Here is an 18,790-nt window from a genome sequence, read left to right as displayed (position 1 = left end):
CAGGATGAACAAAATTAAAAAGACTTGCAAAAAATATTGCCAAATCCACAGCCTGCCGGTATAAAGAATGTTTACGCAACAAAGAATTAAAAAAAGCATAGGAAAATAGATATTTATGGCGTATGAACCTGTTATCGGTCTTGAAGTCCACGCCCAGCTGAAAACCAGGACCAAGATCTTCTGCTCCTGCTCCACCGAATTCGGCCGATCCCCAAATGCAAATACCTGCCCGGTCTGTACGGGCATGCCCGGAGTCCTGCCCGTTCTGAACAAACAGGCCGTTACCTTTGCCATCAAGGCGGCCCTTGCCACCAACTGCACCATTGCCCGGGAAAGCCGGTTTGATAGAAAAAATTACTTTTACCCGGATCTGCCCAAGGGATACCAGATCTCCCAGTATGCAGCCCCCATTGCCGAACACGGCCGCCTGGACATTGAAACCGAAAGCCGGGGTCCCGTGCGGATCGGCATTACCCGGATTCACATGGAAGAGGATGCCGGCAAGCTGATCCATGACCCGGTCCGGGCCCGGAGTATGGTGGATCTCAACCGCACCGGGGTCCCCCTCATCGAAATCGTAAGTGAGCCGGATATCCGGAGCGCTGAAGAGGCCGGGGCTTACCTGAGAAAACTCCATGCCATCCTAAGATATATTGATGTCTGCGACGGAAACATGGAACAGGGAAGTTTTAGGTGCGACGCCAATATCTCCCTGCGTCCCGCTGGACAGGAAGAATTCGGCATCCGGACCGAACTCAAGAACCTGAACTCCTTTAAAAATGTCGAAAAGGCCATTCTTTACGAAATCCAGCGCCAGTCATACGTTCTGGACGATGGAGGGACCGTGATCCAGGAAACCCGGCTCTGGGATCCTTCCAAAAACAAGACCTTTTCCATGAGGGGCAAGGAAGAGGCCCACGACTACAGGTATTTTCCCGATCCCGACCTGGTCCCGCTCATCGTGGATAAAGAGTGGATCCAATCGGTTTCAGACGCCATGCCTGAACTGCCGGACGAGAAAAAATCACGGTTCACAGACCAGTACGGACTTTCCGAATATGATGCCGGCGTACTCACGGCAAGCATTGATCTTGCCGATTTTTTTGAGGAGACTATTTCAGATCTCAAAGACATCAAGCAGGCAGCCAACTGGACCATGACCACCCTGCTGGGGCTGCTCAACTCCAGGGGAATCGACATTTCCCTTTCCCCGGTTTCCGCACCGGCCTTTGCCGGACTGCTCAAACTGCTGGAAAAAGGGACCATCAATGCCCGGGCCGCCAAAGAGGTCTTTGAAGAGATGGCCGAATCCGGCAGAGATCCAATGGAAATTGTCCGTGAAAAGGGCCTGGAACAGGTCTCCGACCAGACGGAACTGGAAGCCATGGTTTCCCAGGTCATCAGCGAAAACCCGGACGAAGCAGAATCCTACAGACAGGGAAAGACCAAATTGTTCAGCTTTTTCATGGGACAGATCATGAAAAAATCCCGGGGCAAGGCTGACCCGAAAGTGGTCGCTCCCCTGTTGAAATCAAAACTTTAAACGGAGATTATTTTGAAAACCAAATACCACCTTTATCCGGTTATCCCGGCTGTTATCCTTTTTTCAATGGTCCTTTTTGGCGGCCAGAACCTTTTTGCCGCCAAAGACGGATTAAAAACCGTCGCCATTGTTCCCTTTGAGATCAATGCCGCACAGGACATGGCCCCGGTCCGCAAGGGCATCCTTCACATGCTCTATTCAAGGCTCTCATGGCGGGATAATGTCATGGTCCTGCCCCAGCACAAAATTGACAAAAAACTGGCGGCATTTGGGTATTCATCCGGCATTGAAATGGATGACAAACAGATCGCAGAAATTGCCCAAACCCTGCAGAGTGATTTTATTCTTACCGGGAGCATCACCCAGTTCGATAATGCCTTCAGCATTGATACCAAGATCTTTGATATTGCCAACAAAAGATTCATGGCCTTTTCCCAGCACTCTGAAAAAAGCGATAACCTTATCGACAAGGTAGACCGGATCGCCGCCACAATTAATCAAAAAGTCTTTCAGCGGGACACCCTGACCTGGGACAAGATCGAACAGGAGCGCCAGGCCAATATTGAAAAAATGAAAAGGAAAAACCCCGAATACATGATGCAGAATCCAAACTGGCAGGAAACCAAAGAATCCTACGGGTGGAAGATCTGGAAGTATCTGTTCTGATCCACAGGCAACTCAGTAAAAAGATAAAAAAGCACCTGCAGCGGCAGGTGCTTTTTTATTGCCTTTGAAAATCGATCGAAGCCTATAGACTATGATTATAATCCCTACAAAGCTTTTACACCACATATCGTGTTGATAAAGGGGTTTTATAGCGGTTCTCAAAAGGATGTTCCTTTATTTTTATCTTACATTTGGACTGAGCTCAGACTCTGGGAGGAGCAGAGGTTTTGGCGGGTTGGATTCCTTCGGCTGGCAGGAAGCCGCTGGAGAAGGGATCCCCCCTCGGAGAAAATTATGGATGATTTTCGAGAATGAGCGCAATATCTTTGCTCCTGCCGGCATGAATCGAAATGTTATTTTGAGAACAGCTATAAAACAGGATACAGACTTTCGAAAGTTACCATCCGCCTTCCCTTTTCCCCCGGCTTTTGACTTTAGGCTTTCCGCTCCAGACGAAAAAAGGCAGGCCCTTTCGGACCTGCCTTTAATCGCTTCAACTGAAGGTTTTCAGTTTAGAAAAATCTGTACTCCACAGACACGGCAGTGGTGTAATTGGTTTTGCTGTATTCGGTTTCAGGGGCTGTGCCAGCAGCCCTGGCGGTTTCGGATTCATAGAAGCTGCCCATGGCGCCAAAGGTAAAGGCCAGTCTCTCATTGTACCGGTATTTTCCGCCAACGGCAAAGGTATTGCAATCCAGCGGCGGGCTCATCTGCTCGATGATGCCGTATTCATTGGGATCCATTCCGTTGGAGGTGTACATATAGCCGCAGGATACCGACCATGTTTCATTGATCTGGTAGGCCAAACTCAAAGCCAAATCATATGAATCGTGCCCGATTTTGTTGTTCTGATCCCCCCAGTCGGCAGATTCTTCAAAATAATAGGTAATAGAAGGTTTGACCGTCAGCTTATCGGTTGCCTTCCATTCCATACCCAGACCAAGTACTGCAGGAAGATCCCTGGCATAACTTTTGCCATCTTCTCTGTTATTTGCAGTCAAAAGGGTTGTACCAAGCGGTGATGTGTCGCCCGGGATTGTTGTATCCCAATCCAAACTAACCTTGGTTTCATATCTCAAGCCAAAATTAATGGTATTGTTAAATTTATAATTCAACCCAAAAACTCCACCATATCCTTCAGCTTCCTGCTCATACTTGCCGACAACCTGAGAAGAGCCGCCGTTCGCTGCAATCAGAGCGGGAACAACAGTGGTTCCGTGAAGGTCGACATCCTTTTCTGTATTCACCCTTCTTAAACCGGCAGAAAATGAAAATTTATCGGTAAAGGCGTAGGAGAAGCCGGTTGTTAGGCCGTAATCAATACTTTCAACATAAGCATATTGATTGGTAAACGCAGCAGCCCCCCCAAATTGATTGGCTATTTTCTGAGTAATAATGTTTCCCTGCTCATACTCGACTTCTCCTCCGCCGCCAGGGACGTTGAAAGTGAAGTAAAATCCCCATTTGTCCTTTTTATAGATGGTAAAAAGGGAAGGAACAATGGGCCAGCCGTCCACACTGTAATCGGTCCCGTCGATGGTATGGTCATAGTTGATGTTGATAAACTGGGCATCAATTTCGCAGGTCAGGCCGTCCGGAAGGTGAACAATACCGGCCGGGTTGTAAGCGGCAATATCGGCCCCGTCAATGGCGGCGTTCCGGCTGGGGCCTGAAGCATAAGCCGCAGACCAGTTCTGCTTGTTATCCACCCCCCCTGCCAGGGCCAATTGGGGTAAAAACCCTAAAATCAGTGCCAGTGCCAAGATTTGAACGATGTTTTTCCTCATCTCTTCCTCCCTTTTGAAAACCTGCTGTTATATTGTGGCCGCTCCTTTTAAACGACCGTATCCGCAAGCAAAACAAGGCTGTGGAAGCCTGTCTACCTTAGGTGTTTATCTTGGGTTCGAGCCCATGTCAAGCGTTTTATTGACTAAACAATGTTTTTTGTCAGTTCAATAAAAAACCCGCCTAAAAGGCAGGTTTTTTATTTCAAGCATAACAGGGTTTTAGAGATGTTTTCCTAGTTTAAAAAGCTTTTGACTATAGATTCTCCAAAACCTTCACTATGGTTGTTTTGTGCCATTAAAACGTCTGCTTGACGCCTTTCACGATAAAGCTCTGGCTCAGAATCCGGCTTCTCTTGTCCTCCAGGAGTTTGGTGGGATCCACCACGGAAAAGACGATCTCTTTTTTGCCGTCATTGTCCATGTCAGCAATGGTATAATCGCTGATATATCCGGATATGGTCTGGGTCCGGCCCTGACTGATCAGGCCGATTTCGTTCCACTGGAGAGACTCGATATGTCCTTTCCGATAAACCCGGGTCCGGTCAAGCAGCCCCATTGCCTCGTCCACATTCTTGACGACCACAATACTGGTCTTCCCCTCCTGGTAAAGATCTGCGGCAAAGATCCTCTGCTGAAGATACAGCTTGTCCATGACCATACCGTCGTCCTTGGTATAGCGTATCCCCTTGTAATCAATGGCCGCCCGGGTTCCCCCGTATTCCTCGCTTCCCCTGTAGACTTGTGCGCCTTCGGAAGAATAAATTGAAATCACTCCATCGCGACCAAGGACAGCCGTACTCTCTTCCCCCGTGTTCATAAAATCACCAAATGCCATTCCAAAAACATTCTCGGCAAAGGGATAGGAGATATCCGAAGTCATAAGGCCTGAACCGGTCTGATCCATGATCATCCGGTAAACTGTTGTATTCAGCATTCTTTCGTCTTTACCCTGGGTCTTCTGTCCCAGAAGCACGGGACCGTCTTTGGTATCCACCACCCGCAGGAAATACTTCAGATAGCCGGCGATTTTTGTCAATCCGGAGGCATCATAATGATAGATAAAGGAAGCCGGAATCAGATTTTTTTCATGGACCCCGGTGATGAATATCTCTTTCTGCCCGTCGTTATCCAGATCCATGACATCCACAAAAAGATGCTTTACATCTAAATTATCCAGGCTGCCCTGCCACAAAGGCGCAAATCCCTCCCGGGTCCTCCTATAAATCTCCAGCTCATTGTCAGAAAGGATCAGGGTTTCATTTTCTTTGTCATCATCAATGTCGACCACAGCGATGCTCTGGATTTCCTTTTTCAGAGCCGGCCCCCGCCACATTTCAGGATTCCGGGGTCCCTGGTATACCTGCTGGTATCCACCCTGCTGCACGGGGGATTTCAGACCGGAAGCAGGAGCGATTCCCAGAACCTGAGTCCTGACGTTTTCCGTAAACAGATCAATATGCTTGAGCACATCTCCTTTTTGGGTGCCCACCTCGTTGAAACCGATCTCGAGTTCCTTTGAAGCGGCATTGATCAGTTTGATTTCCGTATTGACCTGATCTCCGAAAATCAGAACTGACCCTTCTACAATATAATCGGCTGGCTCGGAAGATTTCACTACAGAAGCATGGTCAGGGATGTTCAGCCTTGCCTCCAGCATCCTGAGGATGCCTTTTTCAAGAAAACCAAGATCTTCCTGGGAAGTAATTCTGATGGGAGTTACCATGAACTTTTTTACTTCTGCCCAGGCAGATGCTGACAGGAGAAAGCTGAATAAAACAGCCAGGATCAAAACATTAAACCGCAACCAAGTCGCCTTCATGAAACACCTATATTTTATAGTTTATCAAATAATTACAGCCTGCTACCCTACCACATCTTCTCATGCCTCACAAGCTGTTTTTCCACTGGCAATTCAGGAATATAATAAACAGAATCTGCTATAGACAGCTTTTTCAGGATTCCCCAATCTGAAGATTAAAAAGTGGCAAAAGATTACAAAATACGGAACCTCTGACAAGGGGAGCGTTTCCAAGGAAGGTCTTAAGAAAAAGGATATGGATCGATTAAAATGTTTCCAGGGATCGGCAGTTGTTTGTCAATAAAATTCAGGATCAACTTCTTATCTGCATAAAATAAAGGCAGCCTTTGGCAGTTCCAGGCCGTTTTTTGCCGATAGTCGACAGCTTAAAAATAAAAACCGGGTGCATGAAACAACTCATACACCCGGTTCATAAAGACTATTCAGTCAGATAAACTCTAAGTCAGACTTAGAAGCTGATGCTGAACATAGTACCGATTTCCATCGGATTTTCGTCGTTGGATCCGCCACCAGTGGTAGCATCGCCGGCAAACAGATAAGCGGCAATCAATTTAACGTTCATGCCTTCAACAAGCGCATAGTCGGCAACCAGGTCAACTTCAACGCCCAGATCGTCCTGGCCGTTGGCATCGTCTTCAGTCAGAGCAGCATACCAGAGGTCACCGGTGAATTTCAGTTTGTCACTGGCAGCATAGGTCATACCAAAGTTGATGGCATAAATACCGGAAATGATATCACCGTCAACAGGGATACCAGCGGATACCTGGGTATCAAACTCACCGTAACCCATGATCTCAGCCCAGTAGTAGGAAGCACCAGTGGTAGCATCCTGAAAACCGTTAATATCGGTATCAGCATCTTCGCCAGTTGCATAGAAAGCCTGACCATGGATACCGACCATGTCGTTCATGGACATGGAGAAACCGGCTGCGGTCAGCCAAGCTTCAATATCAGCAGTTCCTCTTTCACCGCCGTTGTAGATCAAAGTACCCCAGACAGATGCGCCACCCAGCATGGCATCAACGTCGACACCCAGGTACCAGGCTTCGTCACCATTGGCTTCATCTACATAGGTGAAGGCAGGAGCAATTTTAACACCGTCAAGATCAAAACCATAGATACCGGAATACATCTGGGTTTCTTCACCCGGACCGTCACCAGTTTCGATAACCTTGGCATAGACAAAGGTAAAACCGTTCATGGAAGCTGTGATACCGGAGAAGTCATCGGCAAAAAGGAATCCACGATGCAGGGTTCCGCCCTGGGTACCAATTTTGAAGTTGGCACCGGCATAGTTGAAATCAACGTAGGAATTTTTCACTTCAACTGACACGGCATCTGCACCGATATCACCGTAAGTAGTGGAATCACCCCAGACAGCGTCCATTTCAAACTTGTTGACGAACTTGAGGTTGTCATTGATAACAGCTGTGTAATACAGACGGGTTCTGGTGTCTACTTTCTGGGCATCTGCGTTTGTAACAGTTGGGTCATCCAGAACCATAGTTCCATAGGCGGGGTCAGTACTATCCGTTTCGATATGACCGGTAGTGGCTGCAGTAGAGATACCATCCTGATTGTCCCGACCGTCAAAATCGGTCTGGTTGAACATTCTCACACGCCAGTAACCGCCGAACTGGTTTTCCAGTGCAAAGGCGGGTGCGGTGAATGCGAGGCCCAGAAGGGCCACGAAAATCGCAACAGCTAATTTTTTCATCTTTTTCTCCTTTTCTTTTTTTCCATCTTCCCTTCCTTTTAAAAAGAAGACAAAAAAAATTACATTTAAAACCCCGCACCGGAACACCCGGCAGCAAGGCATATTCCGCTACCCTTAGCGAAATTACCATGGTTATATGCAAATTCATTCCCCGGGTCAAGTTAAAAAAAGGATTTTTTTATAAAAATTCCTTATTCCCTGCATGTTTCACGCTGATTTGCCCTGAATTTCCCCCAAAACCCCTTCGCGATCTTTGTGCTCTTCGTAGTGAAACAAAAATTCAACAGGATTCATCCGCCAGAAAGAGCAGAAGGCGCGTGAAGAATTTTTATGGTTCAGACCTGACGCTTGAACATCTTTTCCATGCGGGCCGGATCAAAGGAGACCAGAGTGGGCCGGCCGTGGGGGCAGTGCATGGGGTTGTCGCAGGTGAAAAGCTCCTGGAGCAGGCTTTCCATTTCCCTTGGATTCATCTCCTTATTGGCCCGGACCGCTGTGTGGCAGGCCATGGAGATGAGGCATTCCTCCAACCAGCCGGAAACAGAATCCTTTTTATTCACCAGGCTGTCCACGATCTCCAGAACCAGACTTTGTATATCCTTTTCCGCGATCAGGGCGGGAACCGCCCGGACGGCAAAGGTCGCAGGGCCAAAGGGCTCGATCTTAAGCCCCAGGCCGGACAGATCGTCCAGAACCCCGGACAGAAGGTCGGCCTCCCGGTGGCCCAGTTCCAGGGTCTCAGGGGCCAAAAGGGTCTGGCTCTGGACGGAAAGGCTCTGGTGGCGTCTCTTCAATTGCTCGTAGACGATCCGCTCATGGGCGGCATGCTGATCCACCATGATCAGGGAGCCATGTTTTTCCGCCAGGATATAGGTATTCATGACCTGGCCGAGAATCCGTATCCGGTCCTCCGGGTCCCCTTCCCTTTTTTCCGGCTCCCGGGGCAGAGGGGGGTCAGGAGGGCAAGCTTCCAGGGGCTCCCTGTACGATTCCCTGGCTCCCCATTGGATAGGGGCCTGCTCCACCTTTTCCGGAAGGCCGGCTCCATGCCAGGCAAAGGGTTTGTTTTCTGCAGACCTGGGATCCGGTCCGGAATCAAACGGGATACGGGGACCATTTTCCCCTGGGGGCTGAGCCGCCTCGTCCGTAAAATCTGCCCGTCCCTGGCCAGCATATTGAATCACATTTTCCTGGGCCTGGGCCAGGGCCTTTTCCACAGCCCGGGTCACCAGGCGGTATACCGGGCCTGGATGTAAAAACTTGATTTCCCGCTTGGAGGGATGAACATTCACATCCACCTGGTCAAAGGGAAGGCGGACATAAACGGTGCCCATGGGAAACCTCCCCTTCATGATCCGGCCCCGGTATCCCTGGAACACGGCGGCGATAAGCCCCCGGTCATAGACCAGGCGGTTGTTGACAAAGAGAAATATCCGGGAGGATGCGGACCGGGTCACCGAAGGATGGGTACAGGTGCCGGTCACAAAGATATCGTTCTCCTGGGCCTCAAGTCTGAAAAGCCTGTCTGCCGCATCTTTTCCCAGCACGGCCCGGGAACGCTCCAACTTATTCTGGCCCGGCAGAAAATTCTTAAGTTGTTTTTGATTGATGATCAGCCTGAACCCGATACCGGGATTGCCCAGGGCCATGCCGGACAGGGTATCGGCGATGTGGCCGGTTTCCGTGGCCTGTGATTTTAAAAATTTACGCCGGGCCGGGGTGTTAAAGAAGAGATTCTTCACCTCCACCATGGTTCCCGGAGGGGCACCGGTATCGGAGACATCCGAGAGCCTGCCCCCGGAGATATCGATCCGGGTGCCGATATCGCTGTCACGGGTCCGGGTGACCAGGCAGAACCTGGACACCGAGGCAATGGAGGGAAGGGCCTCCCCCCGGAATCCGAATGTGGCAATGGAAAACAGATCCTCCCGGGTAAAGATCTTTGAGGTGGCGTACCGTTCAATGGAGAGCAGGGCCTGGTCCCGGGTGAGCCCTGCCCCGTCGTCCGAAATCCGGATCAGCCTTTTCCCGCCGTTTTCGATTTCCACGCTGATCCTTTGGGCTCCCGCGTCGATGCTGTTTTCCACCAGTTCCTTGACCACGGAGGCCGGCCGCGCCACCACCTCTCCGGCAGCGATTTGATTGGACAGGATATCAGGTAGAATCCGGATTTCAGCCATGGGAGTTACCCGGTTTCATCCTCTTTTACGAACCGGAGAAGAAACTCGGAATCCCTGGGGCTCAGGTCAAACTGCAGGGCAGCCTCATCGGCCAGGCGGCTGGGATTGAGATCCGGTTCTTTTTTCCGCCTTTCCGATATCCACTCAATGGCCTTTTTCAAGGCTTCTCCCTGGGGCTGAATATTGGACATCTTTTCCTCCTCCTATAGTTCGGGGAATTTTTGTTTCAAATCCAGTGCCTGCTCCAGACCGTACCCGGCCCTGAGCAAGGACATTTCATCAAACCGGGCTCCCATCATCTGGAACCCGATGGGCAGTCCTGAAGATGAAAAACCGGCCGGAACCGAAAGCCCGGGAACCCCGGCCATGTTGGCCGAGAGGGTAAAGATATCGCTCAAATACATGGTCAGGGGATCGTCTGTGTTCTCTCCGATCTTAAAGGCCGGTGTAGGGGCCACAGGGGAAAGGATGATGTCGCACTGGTCAAAGGCCCTTGAAAAATCCTCCATGATCAGGGTTCTGACCTGGGAGGCCCGGCCGTAATAGGCATCGTAATACCCGGCCGAAAGGGCATAGGTACCGATGATGATCCGTCTTTGCACCTCGGGACCAAACCCTTCTGATTTCGTGTGCTTGTACATATCGATGAGATCATCCCGGCCTTCCGACCGGAAACCGTACCTCACCCCGTCAAACCGGGCCAGGTTGGAGCTGGCCTCGCAGGGGGCAATGATATAATAGGCGGCCACCACATACTCGGAATGGGGCAGGGAAACCTCGATCACCTCCACCCCGAGATCCTCCAGGGTTTTCCTTGCCTGTTCAAAGACCCGGCTCACTTCGGGATCAATCCCTTCCATACCCAGGTACTCTTTGGGGATCCCGGCCCTCATTCCTTTGAGGGAGTTTTTTTCAACTTCGGCCATGGCCCCGGTAAAATCGGGCACCTCCCTGTCGGCGCTGGTGGAATCCCTGGGATCATGGCCTGCGATCAGGTTCAGCATCAGAGCGGCATCACTGACATCCCGGGTAAGGGGCCCGATCTGATCCAGGGAAGATCCGAATGCCACCATGCCGAATCTTGACACCCGGCCGTAGGTGGGTTTCAGCCCCACCACACCGCAGTGGGAGGCGGGCTGGCGGATGGAGCCCCCGGTATCGGTTCCAAGGGCTCCGCTGCAGAACCGGGCGGCCACGGCTGCGGCAGATCCCCCGGAGGAACCGCCGGGGACATGATCCCGGTTCCAGGGGTTCCGGGTCTTCTTGATGGCTGAATTTTCCGTGGAAGAGCCCATGGCAAACTCATCCATATTGGTCTTCCCGATGAATACGGCCTTCTCTTTTTTAAGCTTTTCCACCACGGTGGCGTCGTACTGGGGAACAAAATTATCCAGGATCTTTGAGGAACAGGTGGTTCTCATCCCCCGGGTGCAGAGAAGATCTTTCAAAGCCACGGGGATACCGGTAAAAATTTTCCCCTGTCCCGAAGCAATGGCCTGATCCGCCTGATCCGCCTGGGCCAGGGCCTTGTCCCGATCCACGGTGACAAATGCGTCGATCTTCCCCTCGTGGGCCTCAATCCGGTCCAGCAAAGCCCGGGTCAGCTCCCTGGAGGAGATCTTTTTTTCGCCAAGCAGGTCCGATGCCTGTTTTATTGTCAGTTCATGAAGTTCCATTTCAATCGATTCCTAATCGTTTATATTTGTGAAAGCCCAAGGGAAGACTTTCAATATTCGTCGCTCGTCATTCAAAATTCTCCCCGTGCCGAGTCTCCGATTTTGGGGTGAAGATTTGCCCAGGTCAAGGCGCAAAGAATTTTAAGACCGGAGCGTACTCTTGTCCGTGAGGATCTTAAATTTTTGCAGCAACGCCGCAGATGGGTGAAGATTCCCCCCAAAACATTATTTAACGACTCTGGGAACCAGGTAAAAGTCCTCATCCCTCTCCGGCGCATTGGCAAGGGTCACATCCGGCCCCGGGGACGGCTTGTCCTCATCCTCCCGGAGCACGTTATTGATAAAGGCCGCACCTGAAGAAGGCTTTACCCCCTCAACGGCCACGTCCTTAAGCTTATCTATGTAGTCCAGGATATGGCTCAGCTGCCCGGCAAGGGATTTTTTCCGGTCCTCATCAATTTCCAGCCGGGCAAGGTGGGCGATCTTCTCAACTTCATCCGTGGATATCTTCATTTTTATTCCTTTTTTATAATCAAACCGTCAAATCCGGCCTTTTTCAGCTGGGCCAGAAATACGGCGGCATCTTCATGGGTGGCAAAGGAACCGCATCTCACCCTGTGCCAGACCGTTTCCTTGATCTTCTTTTCGGTCCGGCGGGATGAAAACCCCTTCTTGTCCAGCTGGGCCATCTGGCTCAGGGCATCTTTAAGGGCCCTATAGGAGGCCACCTGGATGGTATAATAGGACCGAACCGCCTTTTTAGCGACCGGTTCTTTCTTCTTAACCGGGGTTTGTCCGGTTTCCTTCCCAAGGGTCGGTCCGGATGTTATGGCCGCTGTTTTTTTAGCCGGCTCGGCCTTTTTCCGGGGGTCTGTCTTTGCCGGAGATGATTCACCGGTCCTGCCGGCTTTTGACCGGGCAAGGGCGGCCCGGTTCAGGGTGGCGGCTTTTTTGCTGACTTTTAAGGGCAGGGAATCCTGAACCTGATTCTCCTTTTTCCCAGCGGCTTTTTGATCATCAAAGCTCTTTTTGGAAGAGTTCTTTTTGACCGGCGTTTCGGATTTCTCAGGATCCGGCACGGGATCCTTTAAACTCGAAGGGGTCAGGACCGGTTTTTCAATAAGAGAAGTCTTTCTGGGCTTGATCTTTCCCTCCAGGACCTCGGACTCAACCGAATCCGCTGATTCATTCAGGGCATCATAAAATTCAAGCTCAAGCTTTTCCCCGGCCTCAGAGGATTTCCCGTACTCCCGGGCAATGGAGGCCAGTCTCTCCTGAAATCCCCGGGTATCAAAGGTCACCGGAGAATTTCCCCGGCCCACCATGATCCCCAGAAGAAACATCCATCCCCCGATAAACACGTAGATGGAAAATTTCAAAATCCCCTTCATCAAAGATCCTACATTCTTTCCGGAGCCGTGACCCCAAGAAGCCCCAGGCCGTTCCGGATTACCTTTTTAACGGCCAGGACCAGGCTGAGCCTGGCCAGGGACAGGGACGGGTCATCCGTGATTACCTTGTGCCGGTTGTAATATCCGTGGAATGCCGAGGCCAGGGTTGAAAGATAGGTAAAAATCACGTGAGGATGAAGGGTCTCCGCACTCTTTTCCACCTGTTCCCTGAAACCGGCCAGGATCTTGATGAGTTTGATCTCCTCTGCCTCTTCCAGGCGGGAAAGATCCATGCCCCTGTTAAAATCGATCTCCGGGATCAGGCCCTGATCCTTTGCCTTTAAAAGAATTCCCGTTATCCTGGCATGGACATACTGGACATAGTAGACCGGGTTATCGGAATTTTTCTGTTTGGCCACTTCCAGATCAAAATCCAGGCCCGAATCATAGCTGCGGCTTAAAAACATGAACCTGGCCGCATCCCTGCCCACTTCATCCACAATATCCTTAAGGGTGACAAATTCCCCGGCCCGGGTGGACATCTGAACCGGCTTGCCCCCGCGCAGAAGGTTGACCAGCTGAACCAGAATCACGTCAAATTGCTCGCTTTTATATCCCGAAGCAACCACAGAGGCCTCCAGCCGCTTGATATATCCGTGGTGGTCGGCTCCCCAGACATCAATGACCCGGTGAAATCCTCTCTCGAATTTTTCCATATGATAGGCAATGTCCGAAGCGAAATAGGTGGTCAAACCGTTGTTTCTCACCACCACCCGGTCTTTTTCATCCCCGAAATTCGTACTCCTGAACCAGAGGGCTCCTTCTTTTTCATAGACCAGATCCCGGGTCTGAAGATCTTGAATGGCCTTTTCCACCCGGCCGGAGTCATAGAGGCTCTGTTCGCTGAACCATTGATCAAAACCGACGCCGAAGTCTTCAAGATCCTGACGGATGCCGGCCAGAATCTCTCCGGCGGCAAACCGGGCGCAGATCTGAATTCCCTCCTCATCATCCTGGTCCGGGAAATCCTCCCCTTCCCGTTCAAGGATCTTGTCTGCCAGATCTTTGATATAGACTCCCTGGTAGCAGTCCTCGGGATACTCAAGACTCTTACCCGCCTTTTCCTTAAGTCTGAGCCATACCGAGGTGCCAAGGGTCCGGATCTGGCGGCCGGAATCATTGATATAGTACTCTTTCTGGACGTCAAATCCGGCAAAGGAAAGAATATTTCCCACGGAATCACCCACGGCTGCCCCGCGTCCGTGTCCCACGTGAAGGGGACCCGTGGGATTGGCACTGACAAATTCCACCTGGACCTTTTTTTCCCGGCCCATGTCAGACCGGCCATAGTCCCTGTCCCGCCCAAGTACCTCTTCTACAACCGGCTGCCAGGCCGAAGCAGACAAAAAGAAATTGATAAACCCGGGACCGGCGATCTCCACTTTTTCGATAAAACTGAGGGGTTCCAGTTGAGAAACCACGGCCTCGGCAATTTTACGGGGGGGCATTTTCTGAACCCCGGCGGAAACCATGGCAAAGTTGGTGGACAGATCTCCCTGGGCCTGGTGTTTGGGCTCCTCAACTTCCATGTCCGGAACCTGGCCCGAGGTAAGGCTCCCGTTCTCAAAGGCGGACTTTGCCGCATTGAGGACAAGCTCTTTGATTTGATCTTTAATTTTCATGTTCGGACGTGTCTTCAGGGGTGAACTTGGGTGTGTCGTCTTCGGAATCGATCTCCTTGATCTCGTCCTCTTTGGTATCCCCGTCCTCATCAAGAAGGGCATCCAGCTCCACATCGCTTTCTTCCAGGTGGAACTCCTCCTCAACGGGAAAGGATTCCGTATCATTATACTCTATGGTGATCTTTTCCTCGGACTCGTTTTTAAAAAAGCCCTTGGTTCCTTCAAAAAGCTTGGCGCAAAGGTCGTGGGTAGGGAACAGGCTTTTCCGCCTCAAGACCGCCTTGAACTGCTCCAGACCCTGGCCCGAAGCCTCGACGATCTCCCTCAGATCATAATCCTCTTCATGGAGGGGCATGACCACACCCGGATCCACCTCACTCAACTCCAGTACCGTGAGGATCCCATCTTTTATATTTCTTTCAAACGTCATTTTCTGTCTCATTCAATCTCTCCTTTAAAAGTAAACCTGAAACTTTTTAATATAGCTCAACCGGCCTCCATGTCAATGATTTAAAAGCGTCTCCAGGAAGACCCGGCAAGAACCATTTATCACCGAGAACGGCGAGAACAGCCGCTGTCCTGCGCCCTTCTTATTCTCCCGGCAGCACATAAAAAACGCTTCTGATTGATCAATCCCTGTCTTTGGGCGTAACTCCGGCTCCTTTTGGACGAATTGAGACAGGCCTTTTATCTGCCGGGCCATGTTTTTCCAGCCTTGCTCTTTTCCTGATCGATCCAAACAAACGCTCCGGCAAACTGGATTCCCTGTCCGGTTTCTCCCCTGATATACAACCGGAAACTGGCCCCCGTTAAAATCAGTTTTCTTCATTTGCTGTTCTCGCTGTCCCAGCTGTTCTCGCCGTTCTCGCTATTTTTTTTATATTGACCTGCCCTACCCAAGATGATATATAACCCTGGTTAATTTGGGAGGAGTGGCCGAGCGGCTGAAGGCGGCGGTCTTGAAAACCGTTAAGTGTAACAGCTTCGTGGGTTCGAATCCTACCTCCTCCGCCAGATTTGACACGGAGAAGTGACCGAGCTGGCTGAAGGTGCTCGCCTGCTAAGCGAGTGTACGGGGAAACCTGTACCGAGAGTTCGAATCTCTCCTTCTCCGCCACAAATAAGCAATAGGGCCTTAAATCTGATCTTGATTTAAGGCCCTTTTTGTTGTCTCAGTGTGACCTTTAGTGTGACCTTTTATTCAAATGAGACAATTTTTCCCTCTACTTTTGACACCACCCAAAAAAGAGGGGGGACTATGTGAGCCTCCTCTCTTTTCGAAAATCTAAAAAATAATTTTTATGGATTTCTGATAAGCCTTCGAAAAGCAGGATACTAAAGTTGAATTCTCATCCGGAAGAGGCACCCCCAAGATGTAGTGGGCAATATATTTGGGTGAAAGCGACGGATAATAGACATATTCTGGGGTCGCCAATTCCTAACGCCAACATCACCGGTGAAATCTGGTGCATGTTGATTGTCGAATTGCTCTAAGATGGCCATAAGGTGATTATTGTCTGCATTCAGCTTAAAAAGGTAATTACTCTCTAAGTACACACTCTAAAAGTTTTTTAGACGACACACCGAATTTCTGCTCAATCCTTTGTTTGTCCTTGTAGCTGATGCTATGCATTGAACAATGATCTACTATTAAATAGTTCATTATTTTCTTAGCAATCCTTGAAAACCCATCTTGGTCAATTTTTTTTGTAATTTCATCCAATTGTAAATTTTTATTATACCACATAAAAATGCCATGCTTTATTAGAAACGCCGCTGGCGTATCTCTTCGATTACAGACAGAATCCGCTATTTGTAAGAGTTTATTTGACCCGATAGATGTAATTATTTTGTTCACCAGTCCAAATATTGTCATAAAATTAATATTCCAAAATATATTTTTAGAGAGTTTTTCAAGCTCTTCATGCGTTGGTTCTCTCTCTTTCTTGCCTTCTTTTCTTTTTTTCTCAAGCGTATCTTCGATAAATAATTTCAGATTTTCAGAGATATAATTTATGATTTCTTGTTGTTCTTCCTCTGTTTTTATTAATTTAAAGAATGAGGACAGGATTCTTAAATGAACGTCCATCGCCTCTTCAAACATTGACTCAAGTCTCGCACGGTTCAAAGAGCCTGCACGGTTTTTAATGATGCAGCCCATCACCTCTACTGTTTTAATGCTTCTTCGTAAATTGCTTACTAATTCTTGATCTTCTTCAAAAACCCCAACAGCATCCGCCTGTATCTTGTCTTCAATATGTTCTTTAGGACCATTTAGTCTTTCTTCTCGTACCATTTCAGGAGTCACATTAGGTGGAGGCAGCACTGCATTTACTATTTCATCTACCTGATCATCAAAAAAATTGAGTTCTTTATCACTTAAAGTTGCAGGTTCATAATTATCGAATAAACAGAGAGCGTTTAGAACAATTTCGTCTAAAATTACTGTCTCCTTAGAGTGATGAGAGATGAATATTGAAATATAGGCATTTTCATTTTTATGCAGATTTTTAATAAGATCATCAATAATATGTCTGTTTTCTCCAACGTGTTCAGCCAGGTATTTAGCTACAAAAAAATAATAGAGGTACTTGTAACAAAAATAACAATTATTAAAACTATCGATAGCAATTATGTGTGATTTTTGAAGCCTCTCAATCAGTATTTTTTGTTCAACTGGAAGATTAAATTCCTCCAAGTACGATTCGATAAATTGAGAGAATTCATCAATAGATATTTCGTTTTTATGCTTTAAATAAAAAAAGAAGGATAATTCTGTCAGGAAATTTATATAGGTATCTATATCCTCATTCTTTACACCTTGTTTTCTAAGGTACATATAAATGAAAGCTTGATAGCAATAACCTTGAGAGGTTATTTCTTGATCAAGTGGTTTTGCAAAAGTTTCATATGTACTGATAATAGAAAGTATGAAAAATGGATATGCAGGCATAATGCCTTTCCCAAAGATCTTCCCTAAAGTCGTATTAACCAATTCAGTTTTTTCATCTATTTGTTTGTATAGTGAATTGTCTTGACTGTGATTTCCATTTTTCTCATCTGATAAATATGCCCATTTTTTTATTAACTCATTTTGCAATAATGGTGTGAGCTCTTCAATTCTAAAATGGATGTATTGTTTGATTAAAGTTTCATCTTTAAGGTTTAAATTAAAGATGTCATCAACAACGATTACCTGAAATTTATAAATCGATAAATCACGTATATGCCTCTCTCTATTCTTTGCCATAAAAAAATCATCTATGATTGGGACGATACGTTTTGGATCGATTTCATCTAAATTTATATCTGTGTATTGGTCTTTGAAAGCTGCGGCTATTCTATTCTCCATCTTTCCTTGGAATTGAAAAGTTCTATCGAAAATATAAATGGGAACAAAATTCATTTCTCGCAAAGATACGAAAATTTGCTTACATAATGTTGTTTTTCCAGATTGACTCTCCCCTGCTATTAAAATTTTTGAATATCCGTAGAACTGTTCAATTAACTCGTGGGAGGTTATTTTTTTTTCATATTCCCTAAGATAATCAAACTTTGATAATTCAGTATGGACAAAAATGTCTTCCAACAGGACTTGATCTTTCTGGGAATGAGCCTTCGACAAAAGATCGGCATTATTTAAGAATTCCCTGAAACCATCGTTTATTTTGAGTTCCTTTATCTTAAAAAGATTATTTATTACATCCCTTAACGATTTATAGACATCATTCCATGCGATGTTATCATCATCGAATTTTGTTATAGGTTTTCCGTCTGTAGGTAAGGCCAAAAGCCTTCTTAACTCGTGGTCATCTGACCAACCGCATGGAGATAGGATGATAGGGATAACAGTAATCCCTTTTTTCTCTACCAACTCTATAGCAACATCGCGTTCTTCCATACATGCATTGGATGCAAGAAAATTGGCTGAAATAAAAAGGCAAATGATATCTGCATCTTCAAGGTTATTATCGATTTCGTCTTGATAATCTTTCCCTGCGAGTATTTTTCGATCATACCAATTTTCGATTGACTGATTTCTTTTTAAGGGGGCTATATGTTTAAGAAATAAATCGATATGATTTTCATCCAAATGTGAATAGCTTATAAAAATTTTTAATCGACTATTTTGACTCATGAAAATACCTCCATCTCAACTAAGATGAGCACTGTAATTTACGAGAATTTTCACAGACCATAACAAGCGGTTGCCCCCGTCCGGTCATCTTCGACGATCTGATATCTTGCCGCATATCATGCCAGAAGGATTGAGAACCGAAACAGCTATCATTTATAATGTCTGTTCGAATTGCATATCAGCATGGCCGG

At 48.0% G+C, this 18,790-nt stretch carries 14 protein-coding genes and 2 tRNA genes; 4 read left to right on the top strand and 12 right to left on the bottom strand.

The window, feature by feature from the left end; translation table 11 throughout:
• Positions 1-115: 115 nt before the first annotated feature.
• Both gatB and F608_RS33035 read left to right on the top strand, forming a co-directional pair.
• Entirely contained in the window at positions 116-1,543 is a 1,428-nt protein-coding gene (gatB, locus tag F608_RS0122435; protein ID WP_022667952.1) for an Asp-tRNA(Asn)/Glu-tRNA(Gln) amidotransferase subunit GatB, read from the top strand.
• Positions 1,544-1,555: 12 nt separating this feature from the next.
• On the top strand, positions 1,556-2,209 hold the full coding sequence (locus F608_RS33035; RefSeq protein WP_022667951.1) for a hypothetical protein: 654 nt from the start codon (positions 1,556-1,558) through the stop codon (positions 2,207-2,209).
• Positions 2,210-2,721: 512 nt separating this feature from the next.
• Here the strand turns inward: F608_RS33035 and F608_RS0122425 are convergent.
• From F608_RS0122425 to F608_RS0122375, 11 genes are all read right to left on the bottom strand, one after another.
• On the bottom strand, positions 2,722-3,996 hold the full coding sequence (locus F608_RS0122425; RefSeq protein WP_022667950.1) for an OmpP1/FadL family transporter: 1,275 nt from the start codon (positions 3,994-3,996) through the stop codon (positions 2,722-2,724).
• Between the two features lie 295 nt (positions 3,997-4,291).
• Positions 4,292-5,815 (bottom strand): FG-GAP repeat domain-containing protein, encoded by a 1,524-nt coding sequence (locus F608_RS0122420; protein ID WP_208599546.1) that lies wholly within the window; start codon positions 5,813-5,815, stop codon positions 4,292-4,294.
• 448 nt (positions 5,816-6,263) lie between these two features.
• Positions 6,264-7,532, bottom strand: coding sequence for an alginate export family protein (locus F608_RS0122415; RefSeq protein ID WP_027363025.1), 1,269 nt, complete (start codon positions 7,530-7,532; stop codon positions 6,264-6,266).
• A 335-nt stretch (positions 7,533-7,867) separates the two neighbouring features.
• Positions 7,868-9,712, bottom strand: a complete 1,845-nt coding sequence (mutL, locus tag F608_RS0122410) for a DNA mismatch repair endonuclease MutL (RefSeq protein WP_022667947.1) — start codon at positions 9,710-9,712, stop codon at positions 7,868-7,870.
• Positions 9,713-9,717: 5 nt separating this feature from the next.
• A complete protein-coding gene (locus tag F608_RS0122405; RefSeq protein WP_022667946.1) occupies positions 9,718-9,903 on the bottom strand; it encodes a hypothetical protein in 186 nt (61 codons plus the stop codon).
• Positions 9,904-9,915: 12 nt separating this feature from the next.
• The gene (gatA, locus tag F608_RS0122400; RefSeq protein WP_022667945.1) at positions 9,916-11,388 is read right to left on the bottom strand and encodes an Asp-tRNA(Asn)/Glu-tRNA(Gln) amidotransferase subunit GatA; all 1,473 of its coding nucleotides are present in this window, start codon (positions 11,386-11,388) and stop codon (positions 9,916-9,918) included.
• 225 nt (positions 11,389-11,613) lie between these two features.
• Positions 11,614-11,901, bottom strand: coding sequence for an Asp-tRNA(Asn)/Glu-tRNA(Gln) amidotransferase subunit GatC (gene gatC, locus F608_RS0122395; RefSeq protein ID WP_022667943.1), 288 nt, complete (start codon positions 11,899-11,901; stop codon positions 11,614-11,616).
• Between the two features lie 2 nt (positions 11,902-11,903).
• Positions 11,904-12,779, bottom strand: coding sequence for an SPOR domain-containing protein (locus F608_RS0122390; RefSeq protein ID WP_022667942.1), 876 nt, complete (start codon positions 12,777-12,779; stop codon positions 11,904-11,906).
• Positions 12,780-12,787: 8 nt separating this feature from the next.
• Positions 12,788-14,455, bottom strand: a complete 1,668-nt coding sequence (argS, locus tag F608_RS0122385; RefSeq protein ID WP_027363024.1) for an arginine--tRNA ligase — start codon at positions 14,453-14,455, stop codon at positions 12,788-12,790.
• A complete protein-coding gene (locus F608_RS0122380; RefSeq protein ID WP_022667940.1) occupies positions 14,451-14,903 on the bottom strand; it encodes a hypothetical protein in 453 nt (150 codons plus the stop codon). Before F608_RS0122380 ends, argS begins: the two co-directional genes overlap by 5 nt.
• Before the next feature lie 60 nt (positions 14,904-14,963).
• Positions 14,964-15,200: a hypothetical protein gene (locus tag F608_RS0122375; RefSeq protein ID WP_153307565.1), complete on the bottom strand. Its 237-nt coding sequence runs from the start codon at positions 15,198-15,200 to the stop codon at positions 14,964-14,966.
• A gap of 187 nt (positions 15,201-15,387) precedes the next feature.
• Here F608_RS0122375 and F608_RS0122365 point away from each other — a divergent pair.
• Both F608_RS0122365 and F608_RS0122360 read left to right on the top strand, forming a co-directional pair.
• Positions 15,388-15,475, top strand: a tRNA-Ser gene (locus F608_RS0122365).
• Between the two features lie 10 nt (positions 15,476-15,485).
• A tRNA-Ser gene (locus F608_RS0122360) sits at positions 15,486-15,578 on the top strand.
• A gap of 423 nt (positions 15,579-16,001) precedes the next feature.
• Here F608_RS0122360 and F608_RS0122355 read toward each other — a convergent pair.
• Positions 16,002-18,599: an NACHT domain-containing protein gene (locus tag F608_RS0122355; protein ID WP_022667937.1), complete on the bottom strand. Its 2,598-nt coding sequence runs from the start codon at positions 18,597-18,599 to the stop codon at positions 16,002-16,004.
• Positions 18,600-18,790 lie beyond the last annotated feature (191 nt).

Source organism: Desulfospira joergensenii DSM 10085 (assembly GCF_000420085.1).
Taxonomy (GTDB): domain Bacteria; phylum Desulfobacterota; class Desulfobacteria; order Desulfobacterales; family Desulfobacteraceae; genus Desulfospira; species Desulfospira joergensenii.
The sequence above is the reverse complement of the archived record's forward strand: the minus strand, read 5'-3'. Positions and strand labels throughout refer to the sequence as shown.